Here is an 18,135-nt window from a genome sequence, read left to right as displayed (position 1 = left end):
GTCCATGCTCGAGAACGAGCCCGAGGGCGGCGAACGCACCGGCTTCCATCCGGATGGCGAGACCGCCGAACACCGTGTTAGCGACAGTGCCTCCTCCGCGAACAGCACGTCGGAGGGGGGCGACAGAGCCATCCGGGAACCCGCCGGGGGCGCTCCGGGGTCGGCCGACCCAGCGACGAGCGAGGCGGCGGCCACCGGCGCGGCCGAGCCGGCGGCTCGGGTCCGCAAGCGGGCCAGCCGGAAGCGGGTGACCCCGGTCAGCCGACCGGAACAGACCGAGGCGCCGGTCGAGGCGGGTAGCGCCGCCGTGCCGGGGGCGGGCGAGGCGCCCCAGGCCGAGGTGCTTGCCCCGATCGCGGGCGACGGCGAGCCGCCGACGAAGGCGACGCGTCGTCGGCGGAAGGCTACGACGGCCAAGGCTCCGGCGGAGCCGGTGCCGGCCTCCGGCGAGCAGGAGGAGGCGGCGGCGGACATCGTTGCGCCGGTGAAGGCGACGCGGACCCGCCGCAAGAAGGCCGCCCCCGCGCCGGTCGAGCCCACCTCCACGCCGGCTGACTCGGCTGCTCCGGCCGAGGCGGCGGATCCGGTTGACCCGATTGCTCCGGCCGAGCCGACTGACGCTCCGGTCGAGCCTGCTACGACCGAACCGGTTGCCGCGACTGAACAGGAGCAGGCCGAGTCGACTCCACCCGGCGGTGCCGCGGTGGGGGAGGTGCCGCCCGGGGTGGCGGTGGCCGAGCCGGTCGAGCCGGAGCGCCCGACCCGTGGCCGACGTGCCCGGCTCTCCGCCCCAACGGTGCTGTTCATGGCGCCGCTGCCCGAGGAGTCGGTGCCGGCACGGGCCGCCGAGGAACCGGCCGCAGCCGAGCCAACCGCGGAGGAGCCGGTCGAGACCTCGCGTCGCCGCCGGCGGGGCCGCCGCAACGGCGAGTTGACCGCGGAGGCCGAGACCGCGGAGGCCGAGACCGCGGAGGCCCGGGAGACCGAGGAACTCGAGGAAGCCGGGGAGGCCGAGGAGACCCCCGAGGGCGAGGACGAAGACGACACCATCGGTGGCCGGCGGCGCCGTCGGCGGGGCCGGCGCGGTCGTGGCCGGGGCAAGGGGGGCGCCGACGAGGCCGAGGAGCAGGAGGCTGAGGAGGCCGTTGCCCCGGCTGAGGCGGTGGAGCCGGAGGCCGAGGAGGACGATGAGGCCGAGGCCGAGGCCGGCGGAGGCGACGGACTGACCCGGCGCCGCCGTCGTCGGCGCCGGCGTGGTGCCGGAGACGTGGAGGCCGCCGCAGAGGACGGGGTGCCCACGGTCGTCAAGATCCGTGAGCCGCGTCGCACCGTTGACGAGGTGCAGGGCGTCTCTGGCTCGACCCGGCTGGAGGCCAAGCGCCAGCGCCGCCGGGATGGCCGTGAGCAGCGCCGCACCCGGCCGCCGATCCTCAGCGAGGCGGAGTTCCTGGCCCGCCGGGAAGCGGTGGATCGGGTGATGGCGGTCCGGCAGCGGGGCGACCGGACACAGATCGCCGTACTGGAGGACGGCGTGCTGGTCGAGCACTACGTCACCCGTAACTCGGCGGTCACCATGGCCGGCAACGTCTATCTGGGCAAGGTGCAGAACGTCCTGCCCAGCATGGAGGCGGCGTTCGTCGACATCGGGCGCGGCCGCAACGCCGTGCTCTACGCGGGTGAGGTCAACTGGGACGCCACCGGGCTGGAAGGGCGAGCCCGCTCGATCGAGCAGGCCCTTAAATCCGGTGATTCGGTCCTGGTGCAGGTCACCAAGGACCCGATCGGACACAAGGGCGCACGGCTGACCAGCCACGTGGCGCTCTCCGGCCGGCACCTGGTCTACGTGCCGGGCGGCAACGCCTCCGGGATCAGCCGCAAGCTGCCGGACAACGAGCGCAAGCGCCTGCGGGACGCGCTGAAGAAGCTGGTTCCGGAGGGAGCGGGCGTGATCGTCCGTACCGCCGCTGAGGGCGCCACCGAGGACGAGTTGGCGCGGGATGTCAAGCGGTTGCAGGCGCAGTGGGAGGACATCCAGGCGAAGGCGGGCCGAGGCGGTGCACCGGTGCTGCTCTACGAGGAGCCGGATCTGGTCATCCGGGTTGTCCGGGACCTCTTCAACGAGGATTTCCGGGAGCTGGTGATTGAGGGTGAGGGCGCGTACGACCTGGTCGAGTCCTACCTGTCGCACGTCTCGCCGGACCTGGTCGCCCGGCTGCGCCGGCACGTGGGCACCACGGACGTCTTCACCGAGTACCGGATCGACGAGCAGATCCTGAAGGGTCTGGACCGAAAGGTCTTCCTCCCCTCCGGAGGACACCTGGTGATCGACCGTACCGAGGCGATGACCGTGGTTGACGTGAACACCGGTAAGTACACCGGTGCCGGCGGGAACCTGGAGGAGACGGTTACCCGGAACAACCTGGAGGCCGCCGAGGAGATCGTCCGTCAGCTGCGGCTGCGCGACATCGGCGGCATCGTGGTCATCGACTTCATCGACATGGTCCTGGAGTCGAACCGGGAGTTGGTGCTGCGTCGGCTGACCGAGTGCCTCGGGCGGGACCGCACCAAGCACCAGGTGACGGAGATCACCTCGCTTGGGCTGGTGCAGATGACCCGGAAGCGGATCGGTGCCGGCCTGCTGGAGGCGTTCAGCGAGACCTGTGAGTGCTGCAAGGGTCGTGGGTTGATCCTGCACACCGAGCCGGTGCCGGAGAAGCCGCGGGCCGGCGGCAGCGGAGAGAAGGTCAAGGCGGTGGCGCCGGCCGAGGCGAGCGGGTCGTCCCGCCGGCGGGCGCGGAAGGGGACCGCCGCCGCCGAGCGGACCGGGGCCGAGAGCGAGGAGGCGCGGGGCGCTGGTGCCACCACCACCCCGGAGGTCGCGTCCACGACGCCCGGTGCTGACTATTACGACACGATGGGCTATGACCTGTCCCGGTATGAGGTGGAAACACCGGTGGCTCCGAGCGTGGTAGCGAGCCAGAGCGGCGACATGGCCCGGCTCGCGGCACCTGACGACCCGGACGCGGTGGGCGGCGAGGACGGCGAGGAGCCCGAGGCCGGCGGCCGGCGGCGCTCCCGGCGGGGCGGTGCGCGGCGCCGTACCCGCCCCTGACAGCGCGCCGTACCCGCCTCTGACAGCGCGCCGTACCCGCCTCTGACGGCTGTGCCGTGCCGACCGGAACCGCCCTGCGGTTCCGGTCGGCGCACCCTCATGCCGGGTAGGGTTGGGCGTTTTGGCCGGCCGGTTTGGGGGAGCTCCGGACCATGGCGTACGCTTGCCGGCGGCGCACTTTGGTGTGCCGACCTCCCGCGTGCCCGCGCCGCCGTGCCTTGTGTCATCCGGCGAGCCGCCGTGGGAACGACCGCCAGCAGCCTCAACGACAGGGAGTCCGCCTCCGATGTACGCGATCGTCAAGACCGGCGGCAAGCAGTACAAGGTCGCCGAGGGCGACGTGATCGAGGTCGAGAAGCTCGCCGGTGCCCCCGGTGACGCGGTGCAGCTTGCCGCGGTGCTCCTCGTCGACGGTGACGACCTGGTGACCGACGCGGCGAAGCTTGCCAAGGTCGAGGTGTCCGGTGAGATCGCCGCGCACACCAAGGGCCCGAAGATCCGGATCCACAAGTTCAAGAACAAGACCGGCTACCACAAGCGCCAGGGTCACCGCCAGCCGTTGACCCAGGTGAAGGTGACCGGCATCTCCAGCGGGAAGTAGGTCGTCCTCTAATGGCTCACAAAAAGGGTGCGTCCAGCTCGCGTAACGGTCGTGAGTCTGCGGCCCAGCGGCTCGGCGTGAAGCGCTTCGGTGGTCAGCTCGTCAGCGCGGGCGAGATCATCATCCGCCAGCGTGGCACCAAGTTCCACCCGGGTGACCTGGTCGGCCGGGGCGGCGATGACACGCTCTTCGCGCTGTCCGCCGGTTCGGTCCAGTTCGGTACCAAGCGCGGTCGCAAGACCGTCAGCATCGTTCCGCAGTAATAGGATCTCCGGCGAAGCGGGCCGCGGACCTGGTGTCCCGGCCCGCTTCGGCTTTCTTGTGTTCAGTACGACTCCCGCTGGAAGGATTGGTGGCGTGACGACGTTCGTTGACCGGGTCGTCCTACACCTGCAGGCCGGCGACGGCGGGCACGGCTGTGTCTCGGTCCACCGGGAGAAGTTCAAGCCGTTCGGCGGTCCGGACGGGGGTAACGGTGGGCATGGCGGCAGCGTCTCGCTGGTGGTTGACCCACAGGTGCACACGCTGCTCGACTTCCACTTCCGTCCGCACGTCAAGGCCGCCAACGGCCGGGGCGGGGCCGGGTCGAACCGGGACGGCGCGAACGGTGCCGACCTGGTCCTCAAGGTTCCCAACGGCACTGTCGTGCAGACCGCCGACGGTACGGTGCTCGCCGACCTGGTAGGTGCCGGGACGACCTTCGAGGTGGCCCGGGGCGGCCGCGGTGGCCGGGGTAACGCCTCGCTGGCCAACGCCCGCCGCAAGGCGCCGGGCTTCGCCGAGCTGGGTGAGCCCGGCGACCAGATGGACGTGGTACTGGAGCTGAAGAGCGTCGCCGACGTCGGTCTGGTCGGCTATCCGTCCGCGGGTAAGTCATCGCTGATCTCGGTGATCTCCGCTGCGAAGCCGAAGATCGCTGACTACCCGTTCACCACCTTGGTGCCGAACCTCGGCGTGGTCCGAGCGGACAACCACACCTTCACCGTCGCCGACGTACCCGGCCTGATTCCGGGCGCGGCCACCGGCAAGGGGCTCGGTCTGGAGTTCCTTCGGCACATCGAGCGCTGCGCTGTGCTCGTGCATATCGTCGACACCGCGGCCCTGGAGACGGAGCGCGACCCGGTGGCCGACATCGACGCCCTCGAGGCGGAGCTGGCCGCGTACGGTGGGCTGGTTGATCGGCCGCGCCTGGTCGCCCTCAACAAGGTCGACGTGCCGGATGGGCGGGACCTGGCCGAGATCGTTCGGCCGGACCTGGAGGCTCGCGGCTTCCGCGTCTTCGAGGTCTCGGCGGCCACCCGGGCCGGGCTCAAGGAACTGATGTACGCCATGGGCGAGCTGGTGGCGGCGGCGCGTGCGGCGGCACCGCCGGCGGAGCCCGCCCGGATCGTGATCCGTCCCAAGGCGGTAGACGACGCGGGCTTCACCGTGGAGACTGCGCCCGGCGGTGCCTGGGTGGTGCGGGGTACCCGCCCGGAGCGGTGGGTCCGGCAGACGAACTTCGATAACGAGGAGGCGGTCGGCTACCTGGCTGACCGGCTGGCCCGGCTCGGCGTCGAGGAGAAGCTTGGCAAGGCCGGTGCGCAGGCGGGCGACCTGGTCCGCATCGGCGAACGCGAGTTCGACTGGCAGCCGACGCTGTACACCGACTTCGTCCCCGGGATACGCGGTGGTGACCAGCGGATGGCGGAGCAGTCGCAGCGGCCGTCGGCCGCCGACCGGCTGGCCGCCCGTAAGGCCCGCCGGCAGCGCCCGGACGACGAGGCCGAAACCGGCGAGCCGGTCGGCGACGACGCGGAGTGACCGACCGCACCGGTTGATCGCCCGGGCCTTCGCACCGGGCGAGGGCCAGTTGGGGTGGCCGTGGGGCGGTGGCGGGCAGCCGCACCGGGTGCGGGCCACGTTGGCGCGGCGGGCAGTCGGGCCAGCGGAGGGGTCAGGGCCGGTCCAGGGGAGTGTCGAGTCGTCCCCCGGTGCCTTTCTGGTTGGACAGGAGCAGGCCGAGCACGAGCATCGCGAAGCCGAGCCCGAGGTGAAGCCAGTTGTCGGCGTCGTTCACCGGGATCACGTTGGCTGAGCTAGACCGGTCAATCACGAGTCCATAGATCCACAGGGCGAGGGTGAGCGCACCACCCACGGTGAGGAAGACCCGCGCCCCGCCTACCCGGCGGGCCAGCACCAGGCCGGCCAGGCCGGAGCCCAGGAGCAGGATGTTGTGCAGGAAAGAGACCTGGAACAGGCCAAACAGCTGTGCTTCGGAGTCTGGCCCGGCGAACCGTAACTCGGCATAGTCGGTGGTGATCCCGGGCACGAACCCGAGTACTCCCAGTAGGAGGAGGATTCCCGCCACGGCGAGGGCCGCGACCTGGAGCCCGGTCCGCGACCGCGCTCGTGCGTGCTCTGCCATGCCTGCACCTCCGTCGATCCGCGGCCCATGGCGCCGTGGCGCGGGCTCGCCCCCGACCCGACAGTCCATCATTGTCCGGTCCCACCAGCGGACTCCGCAGCCAAACGGTGGATCACACCGGTAGCCGGCCGGACCCGGGTGTGCGGGCGAAGGGGGGGGTGGACGCAGCGCCTCGACCCGGACCGTCGATCCAGGCCGAGGCGGTCCAGCCGACTCAGTCCAGGTCGAACTCGCCGTCTTGGGCGCCGGCGACGAAGGCGTCCCACTCGGCCTGGGTGAACACGAGTACCGGCCCGTTCGGCTCGGCGGAGTTCCGCATGCCGATCAGGTCGTCGACGAACGCGACCTCGACGGCGGCCTCGGAGGTGTCGCCCTCGGCTCGCTGCCAGACGGCCCGCGAGACATCGAAGTCGCCTTTGGGGTGCGTCGTCATGGTGCAATCCTCCAGTGCCGTGGGTTGGGGGCAAATTTGTATTGTTCCATCGGGCAGGATAAGCGGATGCCGAGCCTTACCCGCGTAGAGGCGACCGCGCGCGCCGCTGTGATTTCCGTCGAGTCCTATCAGGTGGACCTCGACGTGACCGGCGACGAAGGGTTTTGTTCGCGGGTCACCATCCGCTTTCGGGCGACCCCCGGTACCCGGACATTCGTCGAGTGCCAGCCGCAGACGTTGCGCTCGGTCCGGATCAACGACACCGACCTCGACCCCGCCCTGCTGGTCGACAACCGGCTGCCACTGACCGGCCTCGCCGAGCGGAACACGCTGACGGTCGAGGCGGAGATGGCGTACACCAACACCGCTGAGGGGATGCACCGCTTTGTCGACCCGGCCGACGGGGAGACCTACCTGTACGCGATGTCCTTCCTCGACCATGCCCAGCGCATCTTCGCCGCCTTCGACCAACCCGACCTCAAGGCCCCGGTCACCCTCACGGTGACCGCCCCCGAGCACTGGACCGTCGCTGCGAACGGCGTACTGGCTGCCTCGCCACGTCCAGGGCGGTGGGAGTTCGCCCCGACCGAACCGCTGGCCACGTACCTGGTCTCGTTGATCGCCGGGCCCTGGTACGTCCACCGGGACGAGCATGACGGCATCCCGCTCGGCGTCTGGTGTCGTCGGTCGCTCGCGACGCACCTGGACGCGGAGATCGACGAGATCCTCACGGTCACGAAGCAGTGTCTGGACCGGTATCACCAGCTCTTTGCGCAGCGGTACCCGTTCGGTAAGTACGACCAGGCGTTCGTACCGGAGTTCAATGCCGGGGCCATGGAGAATCCGGGGCTGGTGACCATCCGGGACGACTACGTCTTCCGGTCCGCGGTCACCGAGAGCGAGCGCGAGTGGCGGGCCAGCACCATCGCGCACGAGATGGCGCACATGTGGTTCGGGGACCTGGTCACCATGCGGTGGTGGGACGACCTGTGGTTGAACGAGTCGTTCGCCGAGTACCTGGCCACCCGGGTGACCGCGGAGGCCACCCGCTTCGATCGTGGCTGGACGAGCTTCGCGATGCGGCGCAAGATCTGGGGGTACGCGGCCGACCAGCGTCCGTCGACCCACCCGGTCGCCCCGGCGGAGGTGACCGACGCCGCCCAGGCCTTGCTCAACTTCGATGGCATCTCGTACGCGAAGGGCGCCGCGGTGCTGCGCCAACTCGTGGCCTGGCTCGGCGACGACGACTTCCTGGCCGGGCTGAACGCGTACTTCGCCGAGCACCGGTTCGGCAACGCCACCCTGGCGGACCTGCTGGCCAGCCTGACCAAGGCCAGCGGGCGCGACCTGACCGGATGGGCCCGGTGCTGGCTGCGTACCGCGCAGGTCAACACGTTGCGGGCGGAGGTAGCGCTCGATGCCGATGGTCGATACACCGAGGTGGCCCTGGTGCAGAGCGCGCCGGAATCCCACCCGGTGCTGCGCCCGCACCGGGTCGGTGTCGCCCGGTACGCCGCCGACGGCACCGTGCAGCACCGCCTGGTGGACCTTGAACCTTCCGTTGACGGTGGTCGCACGGTGCTCACGGAGCTGGCCGGGCAGGTGGCCGCCCAGCTGCTGTTGCCGAACGCCGGCGACCTGACCTATGCCAAGATCCGACTGGATCCGGCCTCGGCGGACGCGGTACCGCTGTTGCTGCCCCGCCTGACCGACTCGCTCGCGCGGGCGCTGCTCTGGGGAGCTGAGCTGGACGCCGTCACCGATGGGGAGCGGCCGGTGCTGGAGCTGGTGCAGCTGATCACCGCCGCATTGCCGGCCGAGAACGAGGTGGTGATCGTCGAGGATGTGGTCGCGATCAGCCGATCGCTGATCGACCGCTACCTCACCCCCCGCGCCCGAGAGGCGGCCCTGGCCCAGGTCGCCGTCGCCACCGGGCAGCTGCTCGACACCGCGCCGCCCGGTGGTTCGCTTCAGCTCGCCGCGGCCCGAGGGTGGGTCGCCGCGACCGACAACGTGGACCGACTGACCGGTTGGCTGGCCGGCCAGGGCAGGCCGCCGGGGCTCGCGATCGATACGGAGCTGCGGTGGGCGGTGCTGGGGCGGCTGGTCGCGCTGGGTGGGGCCGGTGTGGCGGAGATCGCCGCCGAGGCGGCAGCCGACCCGAGCGCCACCGGGGCCGAGCGGGCCGCCCGCTGTCGCGCGGCCCTGCCCGACCCGGCTGCCAAAGAGGCTGCCTGGGAGATCATCGTGGCGGACACGGAGTGCTCCAACCGCCTGGTTGAGGCGACCGCGAAGGGCTTCTGGCAGCCGGAGCAGGCGACGCTGACCGCCCCGTACGTCGGGCGGTACCTTGCCGACATGCCGATCGCCTCGCGGTTGCGTACGCCGTGGGTGGCGGAGCGGATCGCGGAGCGGGCGTTCCCGCGCTATGCGGTCGCGCAGAGCACTCGGGAAGGCGTCGCGGCGTTGCTTACCCGGGAGGATCTGACCTGGGGCCTTCGTCGGACGTTGATCGACGCGGACGACGACATGCGCCGGGCGCTGATCGCCCGGACCGCCGTCGCGGCGGTGGACGCCTGAGGAGCGCGGGCCCGGCTGCCGGCGTGGGCGCAGACGTCTTCCGACTGGGCGCAAATCTCATCGCTGGGCGGATCCGCTTTGGCACCAGGGGGGCGGGGAAGCTGGGGCGAGGACGACGCTGGCCGCGGTCGGCCTAAAATCGCGGGGTGGAGGAAGACATCCGGCGGGTGGGGATCATGGGCGGCACGTTCGACCCGATCCATCACGGGCATCTGGTCGCGGCGAGTGAGGTGGCTGACCGGTTCGGGCTGGACGAGGTGATCTTCGTCCCCACCGGGCGGCCGTGGCAGAAGGAGGACGAGCCGGTCAGTCCCGCCGAGGACCGATACCTGATGACGGTCATCGCCACCGCCTCCAACCCTCGCTTCCAGGTCAGTCGGGCCGACATCGACCGCGGTGGTCCCACCTACACCATCGACACTCTGCGTGACCTGCGGGCCGTGTACGGCGCCAAGGTGCAGCTCTTCTTCATCACCGGCGCCGACGCCTTAGCGAAGATCCTTTCCTGGAAGGACCTGGACGAGGCCTTCGAGTTGGCCCATTTCATCGGGGTGACTCGGCCCGGCTTCAGGTTGTCCGACGCGCACCTGCCCGCCGACACGGTGAGCCTGGTGCAGGTGCCCGCGATGGCGATCTCCTCCACCGACTGCCGCGCCCGGGTCTCCCGGAGCGCGCCGCTGTGGTACTTGGTGCCTGACGGTGTGGTGCAGTACATCGCAAAACGGCGGCTCTACCAGCAGTGATCTGTCCCGGCCTGTGGCCGTTCCTGCCCGGACGCGCCGTAACCGACCGGCCGTGTCGCCCTCTCATGTGAGACGCTTGGGGGGTCGCACGCATGATCGAAGGAGAACGGTGACAGTTTCCGAACGCGCACACGAGCTGGCGACCGCCGCCGCCCAGGCCGCCGCCGACAAGAGGGCGCAGGACATCGTCATCATTGATGTGGGTGATCAGCTCGCCATCACCGACGCGTTCCTGCTCGCCGCCGCCCCCAACGAGCGTCAGGTGCTCGCCATCGTTGACGCGATCGAGGAGCGCCTGCTCCAGCTGCCGGAGAAGGCCAAGCCGGTCCGGCGTGAGGGGGAGCGGGGCGGTCGTTGGGTGCTGCTCGACTACGTGGACATCGTCGTGCATGTCCAGCACACCGAGGAGCGCGAGTTCTACGCGCTGGACCGGCTCTGGAAGGACTGCCCGCAGATTCCCTTCGTCGACCGTGACCTCGCCGCCGCTGAGCCCGGCACCGCCGAATGACTCGGCTGATTGTCTGGCGACATGGCAACACCGACTGGAACGCCAGCGGCCGGGTGCAGGGGCAGACTGATATCGGTCTGAACGACCTCGGTCGGGAGCAGGCCGGGGCTGCCGCCCAGCTGCTCACCGGGTTCCACCCCGACGCGATCTTCGCAAGCGACCTTCGGCGCGCGGCGGACACGGCCGCCGCTCTGGCCGCCCTCACCGGGCTGCCGGTCCACACCGACGTACGGCTGCGGGAACGGCACTTCGGGCCCTGGCAGGGGCTGCGGCTCACCGAGGCGGCCGAACAGTACCCGGACGAGTATGCCCGTTGGCGGGCCGGTGACCCAGACCCTGGTGCCGGCATCGAAACCTTGGATGACGTCGGTAAGCGGCTGGGGGTCGCGTTCCAGGAGGCTGCCGATACCGTCGCCGGTGGGACGGTGGTGGTCGCCACCCATGCTGGTGCCGCCCGACAGGGCATCGGTCAGCTACTCGGCTGGGAGCCCGCCGTGCTGCGTACGATCGACTCGCTACGCAACTGCCACTGGACCGAATTGTGGCACGACGAACTGCGGGGTTGGCGCCTGCGAGCACACAACATCGGGCCCCGTTACGACGTCGACTCCATTGGTAGCCACCGATAGCAGCTCCGGCTTCAGGGTGTTTATCCGTTAAGCGGCTGATCGTCGGATTTGGGAGTTTTTGAGGTCACTTCGGGGCGCGGTGGTGGTGGAATCCCGGCGGGCGTGGGGGCGTTACACCCTGCGTACGGCCGTGGAGGTGCCCCGCCGGTGGCGGATGGCACCGGGTGCGGGTCGCCGGGAATGCCGGTGGCCGGCCGGTCGTTACATCTGGACCCGGCGCCGTGCGTGTGCCTGTGAGCCCCGCGGCCGCCGACCTTCTTCTCCCTGTTCTTTGAGCGCCGGACGGTGCTTGCACCCTGTTGCCGCCTGACCCCCTTTCGGGCGTGCGTATGTGGGTGTCGATCCCCGAATGGAGCAACCCCCATGATGAACACGATTCTGCGTCGTAGTGTGCTTGGTTTCGCTGGTCTGGCCCTGTCCACCGGTGTCGTCGCCGGCCCCCTGGACACCCTCACCGACACCACCCCCGCCGCTGCTGCCGCTGCCGTGCAGGCCGACAAGCCGGACAGCGGCACGCTGATCCCGCAGGGCACGCAGTCGCGCATCGATCTGGGCGATGAGCAGACCGGCAACGTGAAGGCCATCATCGAGGCCACCAAGAAGGCCGGCATGGACGAGCGCGCCGCCGTGGTGGCGATCGCCACCAGCCTGCAGGAGTCGAAGCTGGAGAACCTGGGACACCTGGGTGAGCGCAACGACCACGACTCGCAGGGCCTGTTCCAGCAGCGCCCGTCCTCTGGTTGGGGCAGCGTGGAGCAGATCACCGACCCCGAGTACTCCACCACCGCCTTCCTCAAGGGCCTCAAGCAGGTCGAGGGCTGGCAGGAACTGCCGTTGACCGAAGCCGCGCAGAAGGTGCAGGTGTCGGCGTTCCCGTTCCACTACGCCCAGTGGGAGACCCAGGCCGCCGACCTCGTCGCCGAGCACTGGACCAGCTGACCCACCACCCGCAACCACCCCCGCCCACAGACCTAACCCAGCCAAGGGGGAAAGAAGCTGTTGGCCGGCACCCGAACCAGGGTGCCGGCCAACAGCCGTCTCCGGCGGTTTCTGACCTGATTCTGCCTCTGCGGCGCCGGTCGGCATCGGTTAGCGTTCCGGCATGCCCATCGCGGTTGTCACCGACTCCACCGCCTACCTTCCCCCTGGGCTGCTGGCCACGCACCAGCTAACGGTGGTGCCCTTGACCGTCGTGCTCAACGGCACGGAAGGGCGCGAGGGGGTGGACACCTTTCCCGCCGACGCTACCCAGGCCCTGAGTGGGCGGCGGGTGTCAGTCAGTACCTCCCGGCCGGCCCCCGCGCAGTTTGTGCGCACGTACCACCGGCTTCTCGATGGCGGTGCCGACGGCATCGTCTCGGTGCACCTGTCCGCAGGGCTCTCCGGCACGGTCGAGTCCGCGCGCCTGGCCGCCGCGGAGTTCGGCGACCGAGTGGCGGTGTTGGACAGCCGCTCCTGCGGCATGGGCATCGGATTCCCCGCGGTGGTCGCTGCCGAGGCCGCGGCAGCCGGGGCCGACCTGACCGCGGCTCACGCCGCCGCCCAGCAGGCCGTGGCGCGGACCACCATCTACTTCTACGTCGACACGCTGGAGTTCCTCCGTCGGGGCGGCCGGATCAACGCCGCCTCGGCCTTGCTCGGCACTGCTCTCTCGGTAAAGCCGATCATGCATATGCCGGATGGCCTGATTGTCCTCCGGGACCGGGTGCGTACCGCCAGCCGGGGCGTCGCCCGCCTGGTGGACCTCGCTGTCGGGGCCGCCGGGGACGCCGACGTTGACCTGGCTCTGCATCACCTCGCCGCGCCGCAGCGCGCCGAGGCACTCCAGGTGGCGTTGGCGGCGCGGCTCGGTGACCGCTTGCGGAGCACGTACGTCTCTGAGGCCGGTGCGGTGGTTGCCGCGCATGCGGGGCCCGGCCTGGCGTGCGTGGTCGTGCACCGCCGTCCGCCTGCCGACGGCTGACCCAGCTACTTCCCGCTCTGGCGGGGCTGTCGCAGCCGCGATCGGTAGCACATCGCGACCATGATCAGGGGGCTGTCCACAAACCCGCTCTTATCCACAGCGGAGCCTTGTGCGGCGGGTACTCATTCCGCCCGTCGGCCTAGCGTCGCGCCGTGCCATACGACGAGGAGAGGGTGGTCCGGGACCGCCTGCATCGAGTGTTGCCGGCAGGCGAGCTGTCCGGCGCCGGTCAGCCGATGGCGGCGGCCCCAGCGGTGGTGACGCGACGGGCGGTGATGGCGCCCCCGGAGGCGCCGGAGGGTCCGCGACGCACCCCACCTGACGGGTCGGAGGTGGTGCCGGTCTCCTCCGCCCAACTGGACGGAGAGCCATCGAGCCGAGTCTTGTCGGGGCCGGGCGCTTTCGATCCGGGGCGGCGAGGGGTGCGGGCATTGGCTCTCGTCGCCGTGCTGGTGGTGCTCGGGGCGGGCTTCTGGGCGTGGCAGTCCCGGCCTCAGGTTGAGCCGGTCGAGTCGGTCGCAGCGGTGACACCGGTCGCTCCGTCCGCCTCCGTTGACCCGACAGAGGCGGACGGTGAGCTGGTGGTGGCGGTCGCCGGCAAGGTCCGCCGGCCCGGGCTTGTCCGGGTGCCGGCCGGTGCCCGGGTCGCCGACGCGGTACAGGCGGCCGGCGGGGCGCTGCCCGGCGTTGATGTCGCCCTGTTCAATCCGGCTCGGAAGATAGCCGATGGGGAACTCATCCTGATCGGTGTCACCGCGCCACCGGGGGTGGCCCCCGCCGGTGGGGAGACAGGAGTGGTGCCCGGCGGCGGCAAGGTCAACCTCAACACCGCCACCCTGGCGCAGCTCGACACGCTGCCCGGAGTCGGACCGGTGCTCGCGCAGCGCATCCTCGACCACCGTGCGGAGCATGGCGGCTTCCGGTCGGTGAGCGACCTGCGCCAGGTTGGCGGCATCGGCGACACCCGGTACGAGCAGCTCAAGGACCTGGTGACGGTGTGAGAAAGCATCGCGACGGGCAGCGCCCCGGGCCCGTTCGGGGGGCACCGAGCGCATCCGACCCGCCGGATCTGCGGCTGGCTGGCTTGGCCGTCGCCGCGTGGCTGGCCGCGTTGGCCGGCCTGTACCTGCCCGCCAGGGCGTCGCTGCTCGTCGCCGCGATCGCCGCTGTGGCGGCCATCGGGGGTGGGGTCTACCTGTCTGGACTTCTCGGCCGGCCACCTGCATCTGTCCGCCGGCACGGCTGGGCGGCCGTCGCCGTCCTGCTCGGGGTGGTGTGCGGAGCGAGCGTCACCGCCGCCCGGGTCGCGGTGCGGGACGCTAGCCCGCTGCGTGCCCTCGTTGAGGAGCGGGCCACCGTAACCGTCGACCTGGTCGTCCGGGACGACCCCCGGCTGGTCCGGTCTGGTTCCGGGCGACCCGCCACGCTGTTGGTGGCAGCGGAGTCGGTCCGTATCAGTGGCCTTGCCGGGCACCGGGTCGAGGCGCAGGTCCGGATGCTGGTCCTCGCCACCGACCCGGCCTGGCGAGCGCTGTTGCCGGGGCAGCGGCTGACCGCCGAAGGTCGGCTTGCTGCTCCGCGGGGCGGCGATCTGACCGCTGCGGTCCTGTGGTCAACCCAGGCCCCGCTCCCACACGGGCCGCCGCCGGGCTTGCAGCGTGCCGCCGGCATGCTCCGCGCCGGCCTCCAGGAAGCCTGCGAGCCGCTACCGGACGAGCGGGGTGGCCTGCTGCCCGGCCTGGTGGTGGGCGACACGAGCCGGCTGCCCGATTCAGTACGGGAGAATTTTCTCGACACCGGGATGACCCACTTGACAGCGGTATCTGGGTCCAACGTAGCGATCGTCGTTGGTGCGGTGTTGCTACTTGCTCGTTGGGGTCGGGCTGGTCCCTGGCTCGCCGCGGGGCTCTGTGCGGTTGCATTAATAGGTTTTGTGATCTTGGTCCGTCCGTCGCCGAGTGTGGTGCGGGCGGCTGCGATGGGCGCGATTGGGTTGGCCGCGCTCGCCGTGGGCCGGCCGCGGGCGGCGTTGCCGGCTTTGGCCGCGGCGGTCACTGTGCTGGTGCTTGTCGATCCTGAGCTGGCGGGGGATTTCGGTTTCGCGCTCTCTGTGCTCGCTACGGGTGGGTTGTTGTTGTTGGCGCCGCGGTGGCGGGATGCGTTGCGTCGTCGTCGGGTGCCGGTGGGGGTTGCTGAGGCGCTGGCGGTGCCGGCGGCTGCGCAGGTGGCCTGCGCGCCGGTCGTCGCGGGGATTTCGGGCACGGTCAGTTTGGTCGCGGTGCCGGCGAATCTGTTGGTGGCGCCGGCGATCGCGCCGGCCACGGTGCTTGGTGTTGTGGCGGCGGGGCTGTCGCCGCTGTGGTCGGCGGGTGCGGAGTTTCTGGCCTGGCTGGCCAGTTGGCCGGCGTGGTGGCTGGTCACTGTGGCGCACTACGGGGCGCGGGCGCCGGCGGGGGCGTTGCCCTGGCCGGCGGGGGCCGGGGGTGCGTTGCTGTTGGCGGGGTTGACTCTGGCGTTGCTGGTGGCGGTCCGTCGCCGGGTGGTGCGGCGGCTGGTGGCGGTGACCGCGGTTGCGGCCGTGCTCGGTGCGTTGCCGGTGCGCCTCCTGGCTGCTGGTTGGCCGCCGGCGGGTTGGGTGGTTGTGGCGTGTGCGGTTGGTCAGGGTGATGCGCTGGTCCTGTCGGCTGGTCCGGGGCGGGGTGTGGTGGTGGATGCCGGGGCGGAGCCGGGGTTGGTGGATCGTTGCCTACGTCGGATCGGTATCTGGGAGGTGCCGCTGCTGGTGATCAGCCACTTCCATCACGATCATGTGGGTGGGGTGGCCGGTGTCTTCCGGGGGCGGCGGGTCGCGGCGGTGCTTGCCCCGTCGTGGTCAGAGCCGGCGTTCGGTCGGGACCTGGTCCAGGTTGCGGCGGCGGCGGGCTCCGTCGAGATGTTTTCTGCGCCGGCCGGTTGGGGCTACCGAGCCGGTGCGGTGGAGTTGACGGTGATCGGTCCCTCGGTGCCGCTGCGGGGTACCCGTTCCGATCCGAACAACAATTCGCTGGTCCTGGTGGCCACCGTCAACGGGGTGCGGATCCTGTTGACCGGAGATGCCGAGATCGAGGAGCAGCAGGCTCTGCTTGACCGGGTGCCGGACGGCGGCCTCCGCGCGCACGTGTTGAAGGTCGCCCATCACGGTTCGGCGTATCAGGACCCTGCTTTTCTTGACGCGGTCCGTCCGTTGGTGGCGGTGGTCCCGGTCGGCCGGGAGAACACCTATGGGCATCCGGATGCATCGGTACTGGGCCGTCTTGCCCGCGGCGGAGCCCGGATCCTCCGCACCGACCTCGATGGGGACGTTGCGGTGGTGACCCGACCGTCCGGGCTGGCCGTCGTCACCCGCGGTGCCGAGGACCCGATCAGACGCTAGTAGCCGTCGCCATGACCGCGACCTGAGCCAGGACCACGCCGGAGCTGGCGTCCAACACGGACAGCGAATAATGTGCCCGCCGCCGAATCGGCGGGCCCCGTCCCAGCGTGACGCCGCCATCCGCGACCGACTGATCGCCCCCGCGCGCTACCAAGATCGACAGCTCGGACACGTTCAACGCCACCCAGCGTGCCGAACTGCGCGGGGTCTGCACCAAGCCTGGTACCCACCGCTACCCACCGACCCGGTAGCCTGCATCTAGAAATTACCCTCCGTGGCGAATGGTTGAGACCCTCAGCATGTCCCATCCTTCCAGCAGTCCAGGGCGCGCCTTCACGTTTTCGACCCGCCACCACAACGACCCTTCATGAAGGCATGAGGTTAGGCTTACTCACCATGACCAGCCGTTCGCCTCACACCCCTCCCCGAGGAGTAGTGGATACCCCGCAGCGCCCTGAAACCGATAAGGGCCTCAGTCGGCGCTTCCCCGTCAGCCGTAGTCAAGCGGTCGGGGTCTGGGCTGCGCTTTTCGTGGTATTTTTCTTGGCCTTCGGTCTTCCGACCGACCCTGGATACGCTTTTATCTGGCTGTGGGCCCTTGCGGTGGCGTGGCGGATCGATCAGCCGCTGCGCTCGCATCTGCTCTTTGCTCGGGACTGGCTACCGGTAGTCGCACTGCTGACGGTCTACAACCTTTCACGCGGTTTCGCTGATGAAATCCGCGCGCCACACGTCACCGAGCTGATCAACGCAGACCTGGCGATGTTTGGTTGGCTGACAGATGGCAAGATTCCCACCATCTGGCTGCAGGAAAATCTGTACGATCCTACCCGCATCCAGTGGTGGGAGGTCCTAGTTACCTACATCTACTTCTCCCATTTTGTGGTAGCTCTCGGGGTCGCGGCGTGGCTGTGGCTCACCGCGCGGCCCCGGTGGGCGGCCTTCATGCGCCGCTTCTTCGTCCTCAGCCTCGCCGGCTTAATCACTTACTTCCTGTATCCGGCGGCCCCGCCGTGGTGGGCGGCGGTCAACGGCTACCTCGAACCGGTGGAGAGGTTAAGCCTGCGTGGTGGTGCCGAGTTCGGCATGCACGGTGCCTTCAGTATTATCCGGCTGGGACAGAACGCTGCGAACCCGGTGGCGGCAATTCCGTCGTTGCACACCGCCTTCGCGCTTTTTGTGGTCCTGTTCTTTGTAACGCGGATTCGGAAGCGGTATTCGCTCATTCTGCTGCTCTACCCGTTAGCGATGACGTTCACTCTTGTGTACTCGGGTGAGCACTATGTGATCGATGTTTTCGTCGGATGGGCCTATGTCCTCGGGACTTTTGCGCTCGTCAGCATCGCTGAGCGCTGGTGGAGGAATCGTAAACGCCCTCCAATCGATAGTGAACCTCTCCAAGTAGAGGAATGTGATCGCGTGTGACGTCCGTTTCCGGTGGTCCGGTCGTTTCGAAGTGGAGGACGGCCAGACTGCTGCGACGAGGTCGTCGATCTTCCGTAGCCGGGCCTGTGCGAAAAGTCCGCCCGTCTCACCTTCGGTGGTGACAGCGGGTGGCGGGTGCCGTTGTTCCTGTGTGGGATAGAAGACGGCCTCGAACGAACGGTTGCTCGGGTTGTCCCCGCTGGTCATCGAGGACCTGGGGGCGAGGGGTAAGCGGACCACGATGTAGGTCCGGATGTCGCAGGAGACCGGGGTTTGCGCGATGTGGGGCCTCGTCGGTGCGGCTCCTGGCGGGCCGGGCAGG

At 69.9% G+C, this 18,135-nt stretch carries 15 protein-coding genes; 13 read left to right on the top strand and 2 right to left on the bottom strand.

Going from position 1 to position 18,135, the window contains the following annotated elements:
* The first annotated feature begins 4 nt into the window (after positions 1–4).
* The 4 genes from SALPAC4_RS0103120 to obgE all read left to right on the top strand — a co-directional run bounded on the left by SALPAC4_RS0103120 (position 5) and on the right by obgE (position 5,516).
* Positions 5–3,112 (top strand): Rne/Rng family ribonuclease, encoded by a 3,108-nt coding sequence (locus SALPAC4_RS0103120; RefSeq protein ID WP_019869133.1) that lies wholly within the window; start codon positions 5–7, stop codon positions 3,110–3,112.
* Positions 3,113–3,398: 286 nt separating this feature from the next.
* Positions 3,399–3,713 carry a 50S ribosomal protein L21 gene (rplU, locus tag SALPAC4_RS0103115; RefSeq protein WP_018223008.1) on the top strand — a complete coding sequence of 105 codons (315 nt, stop codon included), beginning with the start codon at positions 3,399–3,401 and terminating at the stop codon, positions 3,711–3,713.
* 11 nt (positions 3,714–3,724) lie between these two features.
* Positions 3,725–3,976, top strand: coding sequence for a 50S ribosomal protein L27 (gene rpmA, locus SALPAC4_RS0103110; protein ID WP_026271766.1), 252 nt, complete (start codon positions 3,725–3,727; stop codon positions 3,974–3,976).
* 94 nt (positions 3,977–4,070) lie between these two features.
* On the top strand, positions 4,071–5,516 hold the full coding sequence (gene obgE, locus SALPAC4_RS0103105; protein WP_019869132.1) for a GTPase ObgE: 1,446 nt from the start codon (positions 4,071–4,073) through the stop codon (positions 5,514–5,516).
* A gap of 133 nt (positions 5,517–5,649) precedes the next feature.
* On the opposite strand, the gene SALPAC4_RS0103100 is transcribed toward obgE, so the two are convergent.
* Entirely contained in the window at positions 5,650–6,120 is a 471-nt protein-coding gene (locus SALPAC4_RS0103100; RefSeq protein ID WP_019869131.1) for a DUF4383 domain-containing protein, read from the bottom strand.
* Positions 6,121–6,334: 214 nt separating this feature from the next.
* Positions 6,335–6,553, bottom strand: coding sequence for a DUF397 domain-containing protein (locus SALPAC4_RS0103095; protein WP_019869130.1), 219 nt, complete (start codon positions 6,551–6,553; stop codon positions 6,335–6,337).
* Between the two features lie 66 nt (positions 6,554–6,619).
* Here SALPAC4_RS0103095 and pepN point away from each other — a divergent pair, with 66 nt between their 5' ends.
* From pepN to SALPAC4_RS0103045, 9 genes are all read left to right on the top strand, one after another.
* Positions 6,620–9,133, top strand: a complete 2,514-nt coding sequence (gene pepN / locus SALPAC4_RS0103090; RefSeq protein ID WP_019869129.1) for an aminopeptidase N — start codon at positions 6,620–6,622, stop codon at positions 9,131–9,133.
* A 146-nt stretch (positions 9,134–9,279) separates the two neighbouring features.
* The gene (gene nadD / locus SALPAC4_RS0103085) at positions 9,280–9,876 is read left to right on the top strand and encodes a nicotinate-nucleotide adenylyltransferase (protein WP_018739116.1); all 597 of its coding nucleotides are present in this window, start codon (positions 9,280–9,282) and stop codon (positions 9,874–9,876) included.
* Between the two features lie 109 nt (positions 9,877–9,985).
* A complete protein-coding gene (gene rsfS / locus SALPAC4_RS0103080) occupies positions 9,986–10,384 on the top strand; it encodes a ribosome silencing factor (RefSeq protein WP_018733493.1) in 399 nt (132 codons plus the stop codon).
* On the top strand, positions 10,381–11,013 hold the full coding sequence (locus SALPAC4_RS0103075; RefSeq protein WP_019869128.1) for a histidine phosphatase family protein: 633 nt from the start codon (positions 10,381–10,383) through the stop codon (positions 11,011–11,013). Before rsfS ends, SALPAC4_RS0103075 begins: the two co-directional genes overlap by 4 nt.
* A gap of 363 nt (positions 11,014–11,376) precedes the next feature.
* The gene (locus tag SALPAC4_RS0103070) at positions 11,377–11,952 is read left to right on the top strand and encodes a hypothetical protein (RefSeq protein WP_020113444.1); all 576 of its coding nucleotides are present in this window, start codon (positions 11,377–11,379) and stop codon (positions 11,950–11,952) included.
* 163 nt (positions 11,953–12,115) lie between these two features.
* Positions 12,116–12,976, top strand: a complete 861-nt coding sequence (locus SALPAC4_RS0103065; protein ID WP_019869126.1) for a DegV family protein — start codon at positions 12,116–12,118, stop codon at positions 12,974–12,976.
* A 152-nt stretch (positions 12,977–13,128) separates the two neighbouring features.
* Positions 13,129–13,977, top strand: coding sequence for a ComEA family DNA-binding protein (locus tag SALPAC4_RS0103060; protein WP_019869125.1), 849 nt, complete (start codon positions 13,129–13,131; stop codon positions 13,975–13,977).
* Positions 13,974–16,388 carry a ComEC/Rec2 family competence protein gene (locus tag SALPAC4_RS0103055; protein WP_027644854.1) on the top strand — a complete coding sequence of 805 codons (2,415 nt, stop codon included), beginning with the start codon at positions 13,974–13,976 and terminating at the stop codon, positions 16,386–16,388. Before SALPAC4_RS0103060 ends, SALPAC4_RS0103055 begins: the two co-directional genes overlap by 4 nt.
* A 396-nt stretch (positions 16,389–16,784) precedes the next feature.
* A complete protein-coding gene (locus SALPAC4_RS0103045; RefSeq protein WP_397537989.1) occupies positions 16,785–17,813 on the top strand; it encodes a phosphatase PAP2 family protein in 1,029 nt (342 codons plus the stop codon).
* Positions 17,814–18,135 lie beyond the last annotated feature (322 nt).

It is taken from the genome of Salinispora oceanensis, from assembly GCF_000383575.1.
Classification (GTDB): domain Bacteria; phylum Actinomycetota; class Actinomycetes; order Mycobacteriales; family Micromonosporaceae; genus Micromonospora; species Micromonospora oceanensis.
This window is presented reverse-complemented; position numbering and strand designations above follow the sequence as displayed.

What these genes read in the sequence shown, in the direction of transcription:
- SALPAC4_RS0103120 (WP_019869133.1), top strand. Translation starts at nt 5, where the DNA reads ATGCTCGAGAACGAGCCCGAGGGCGGCGAACGCACCGGCTTCCATCCG.
- rplU (WP_018223008.1), top strand. Translation starts at nt 3,399, where the DNA reads ATGTACGCGATCGTCAAGACCGGCGGCAAGCAGTACAAGGTCGCCGAG.
- rpmA (WP_026271766.1), top strand. Translation starts at nt 3,725, where the DNA reads ATGGCTCACAAAAAGGGTGCGTCCAGCTCGCGTAACGGTCGTGAGTCT.
- SALPAC4_RS0103100 (WP_019869131.1), bottom strand. Translation starts at nt 6,120, where the DNA reads ATGGCAGAGCACGCACGAGCGCGGTCGCGGACCGGGCTCCAGGTCGCG.
- SALPAC4_RS0103095 (WP_019869130.1), bottom strand. Translation starts at nt 6,553, where the DNA reads ATGACGACGCACCCCAAAGGCGACTTCGATGTCTCGCGGGCCGTCTGG.
- pepN (WP_019869129.1), top strand. Translation starts at nt 6,620, where the DNA reads ATGCCGAGCCTTACCCGCGTAGAGGCGACCGCGCGCGCCGCTGTGATT.
- SALPAC4_RS0103075 (WP_019869128.1), top strand. Translation starts at nt 10,381, where the DNA reads ATGACTCGGCTGATTGTCTGGCGACATGGCAACACCGACTGGAACGCC.
- SALPAC4_RS0103070 (WP_020113444.1), top strand. Translation starts at nt 11,377, where the DNA reads ATGATGAACACGATTCTGCGTCGTAGTGTGCTTGGTTTCGCTGGTCTG.
- SALPAC4_RS0103065 (WP_019869126.1), top strand. Translation starts at nt 12,116, where the DNA reads ATGCCCATCGCGGTTGTCACCGACTCCACCGCCTACCTTCCCCCTGGG.
- SALPAC4_RS0103045 (WP_397537989.1), top strand. Translation starts at nt 16,785, where the DNA reads ATGACCAGCCGTTCGCCTCACACCCCTCCCCGAGGAGTAGTGGATACC.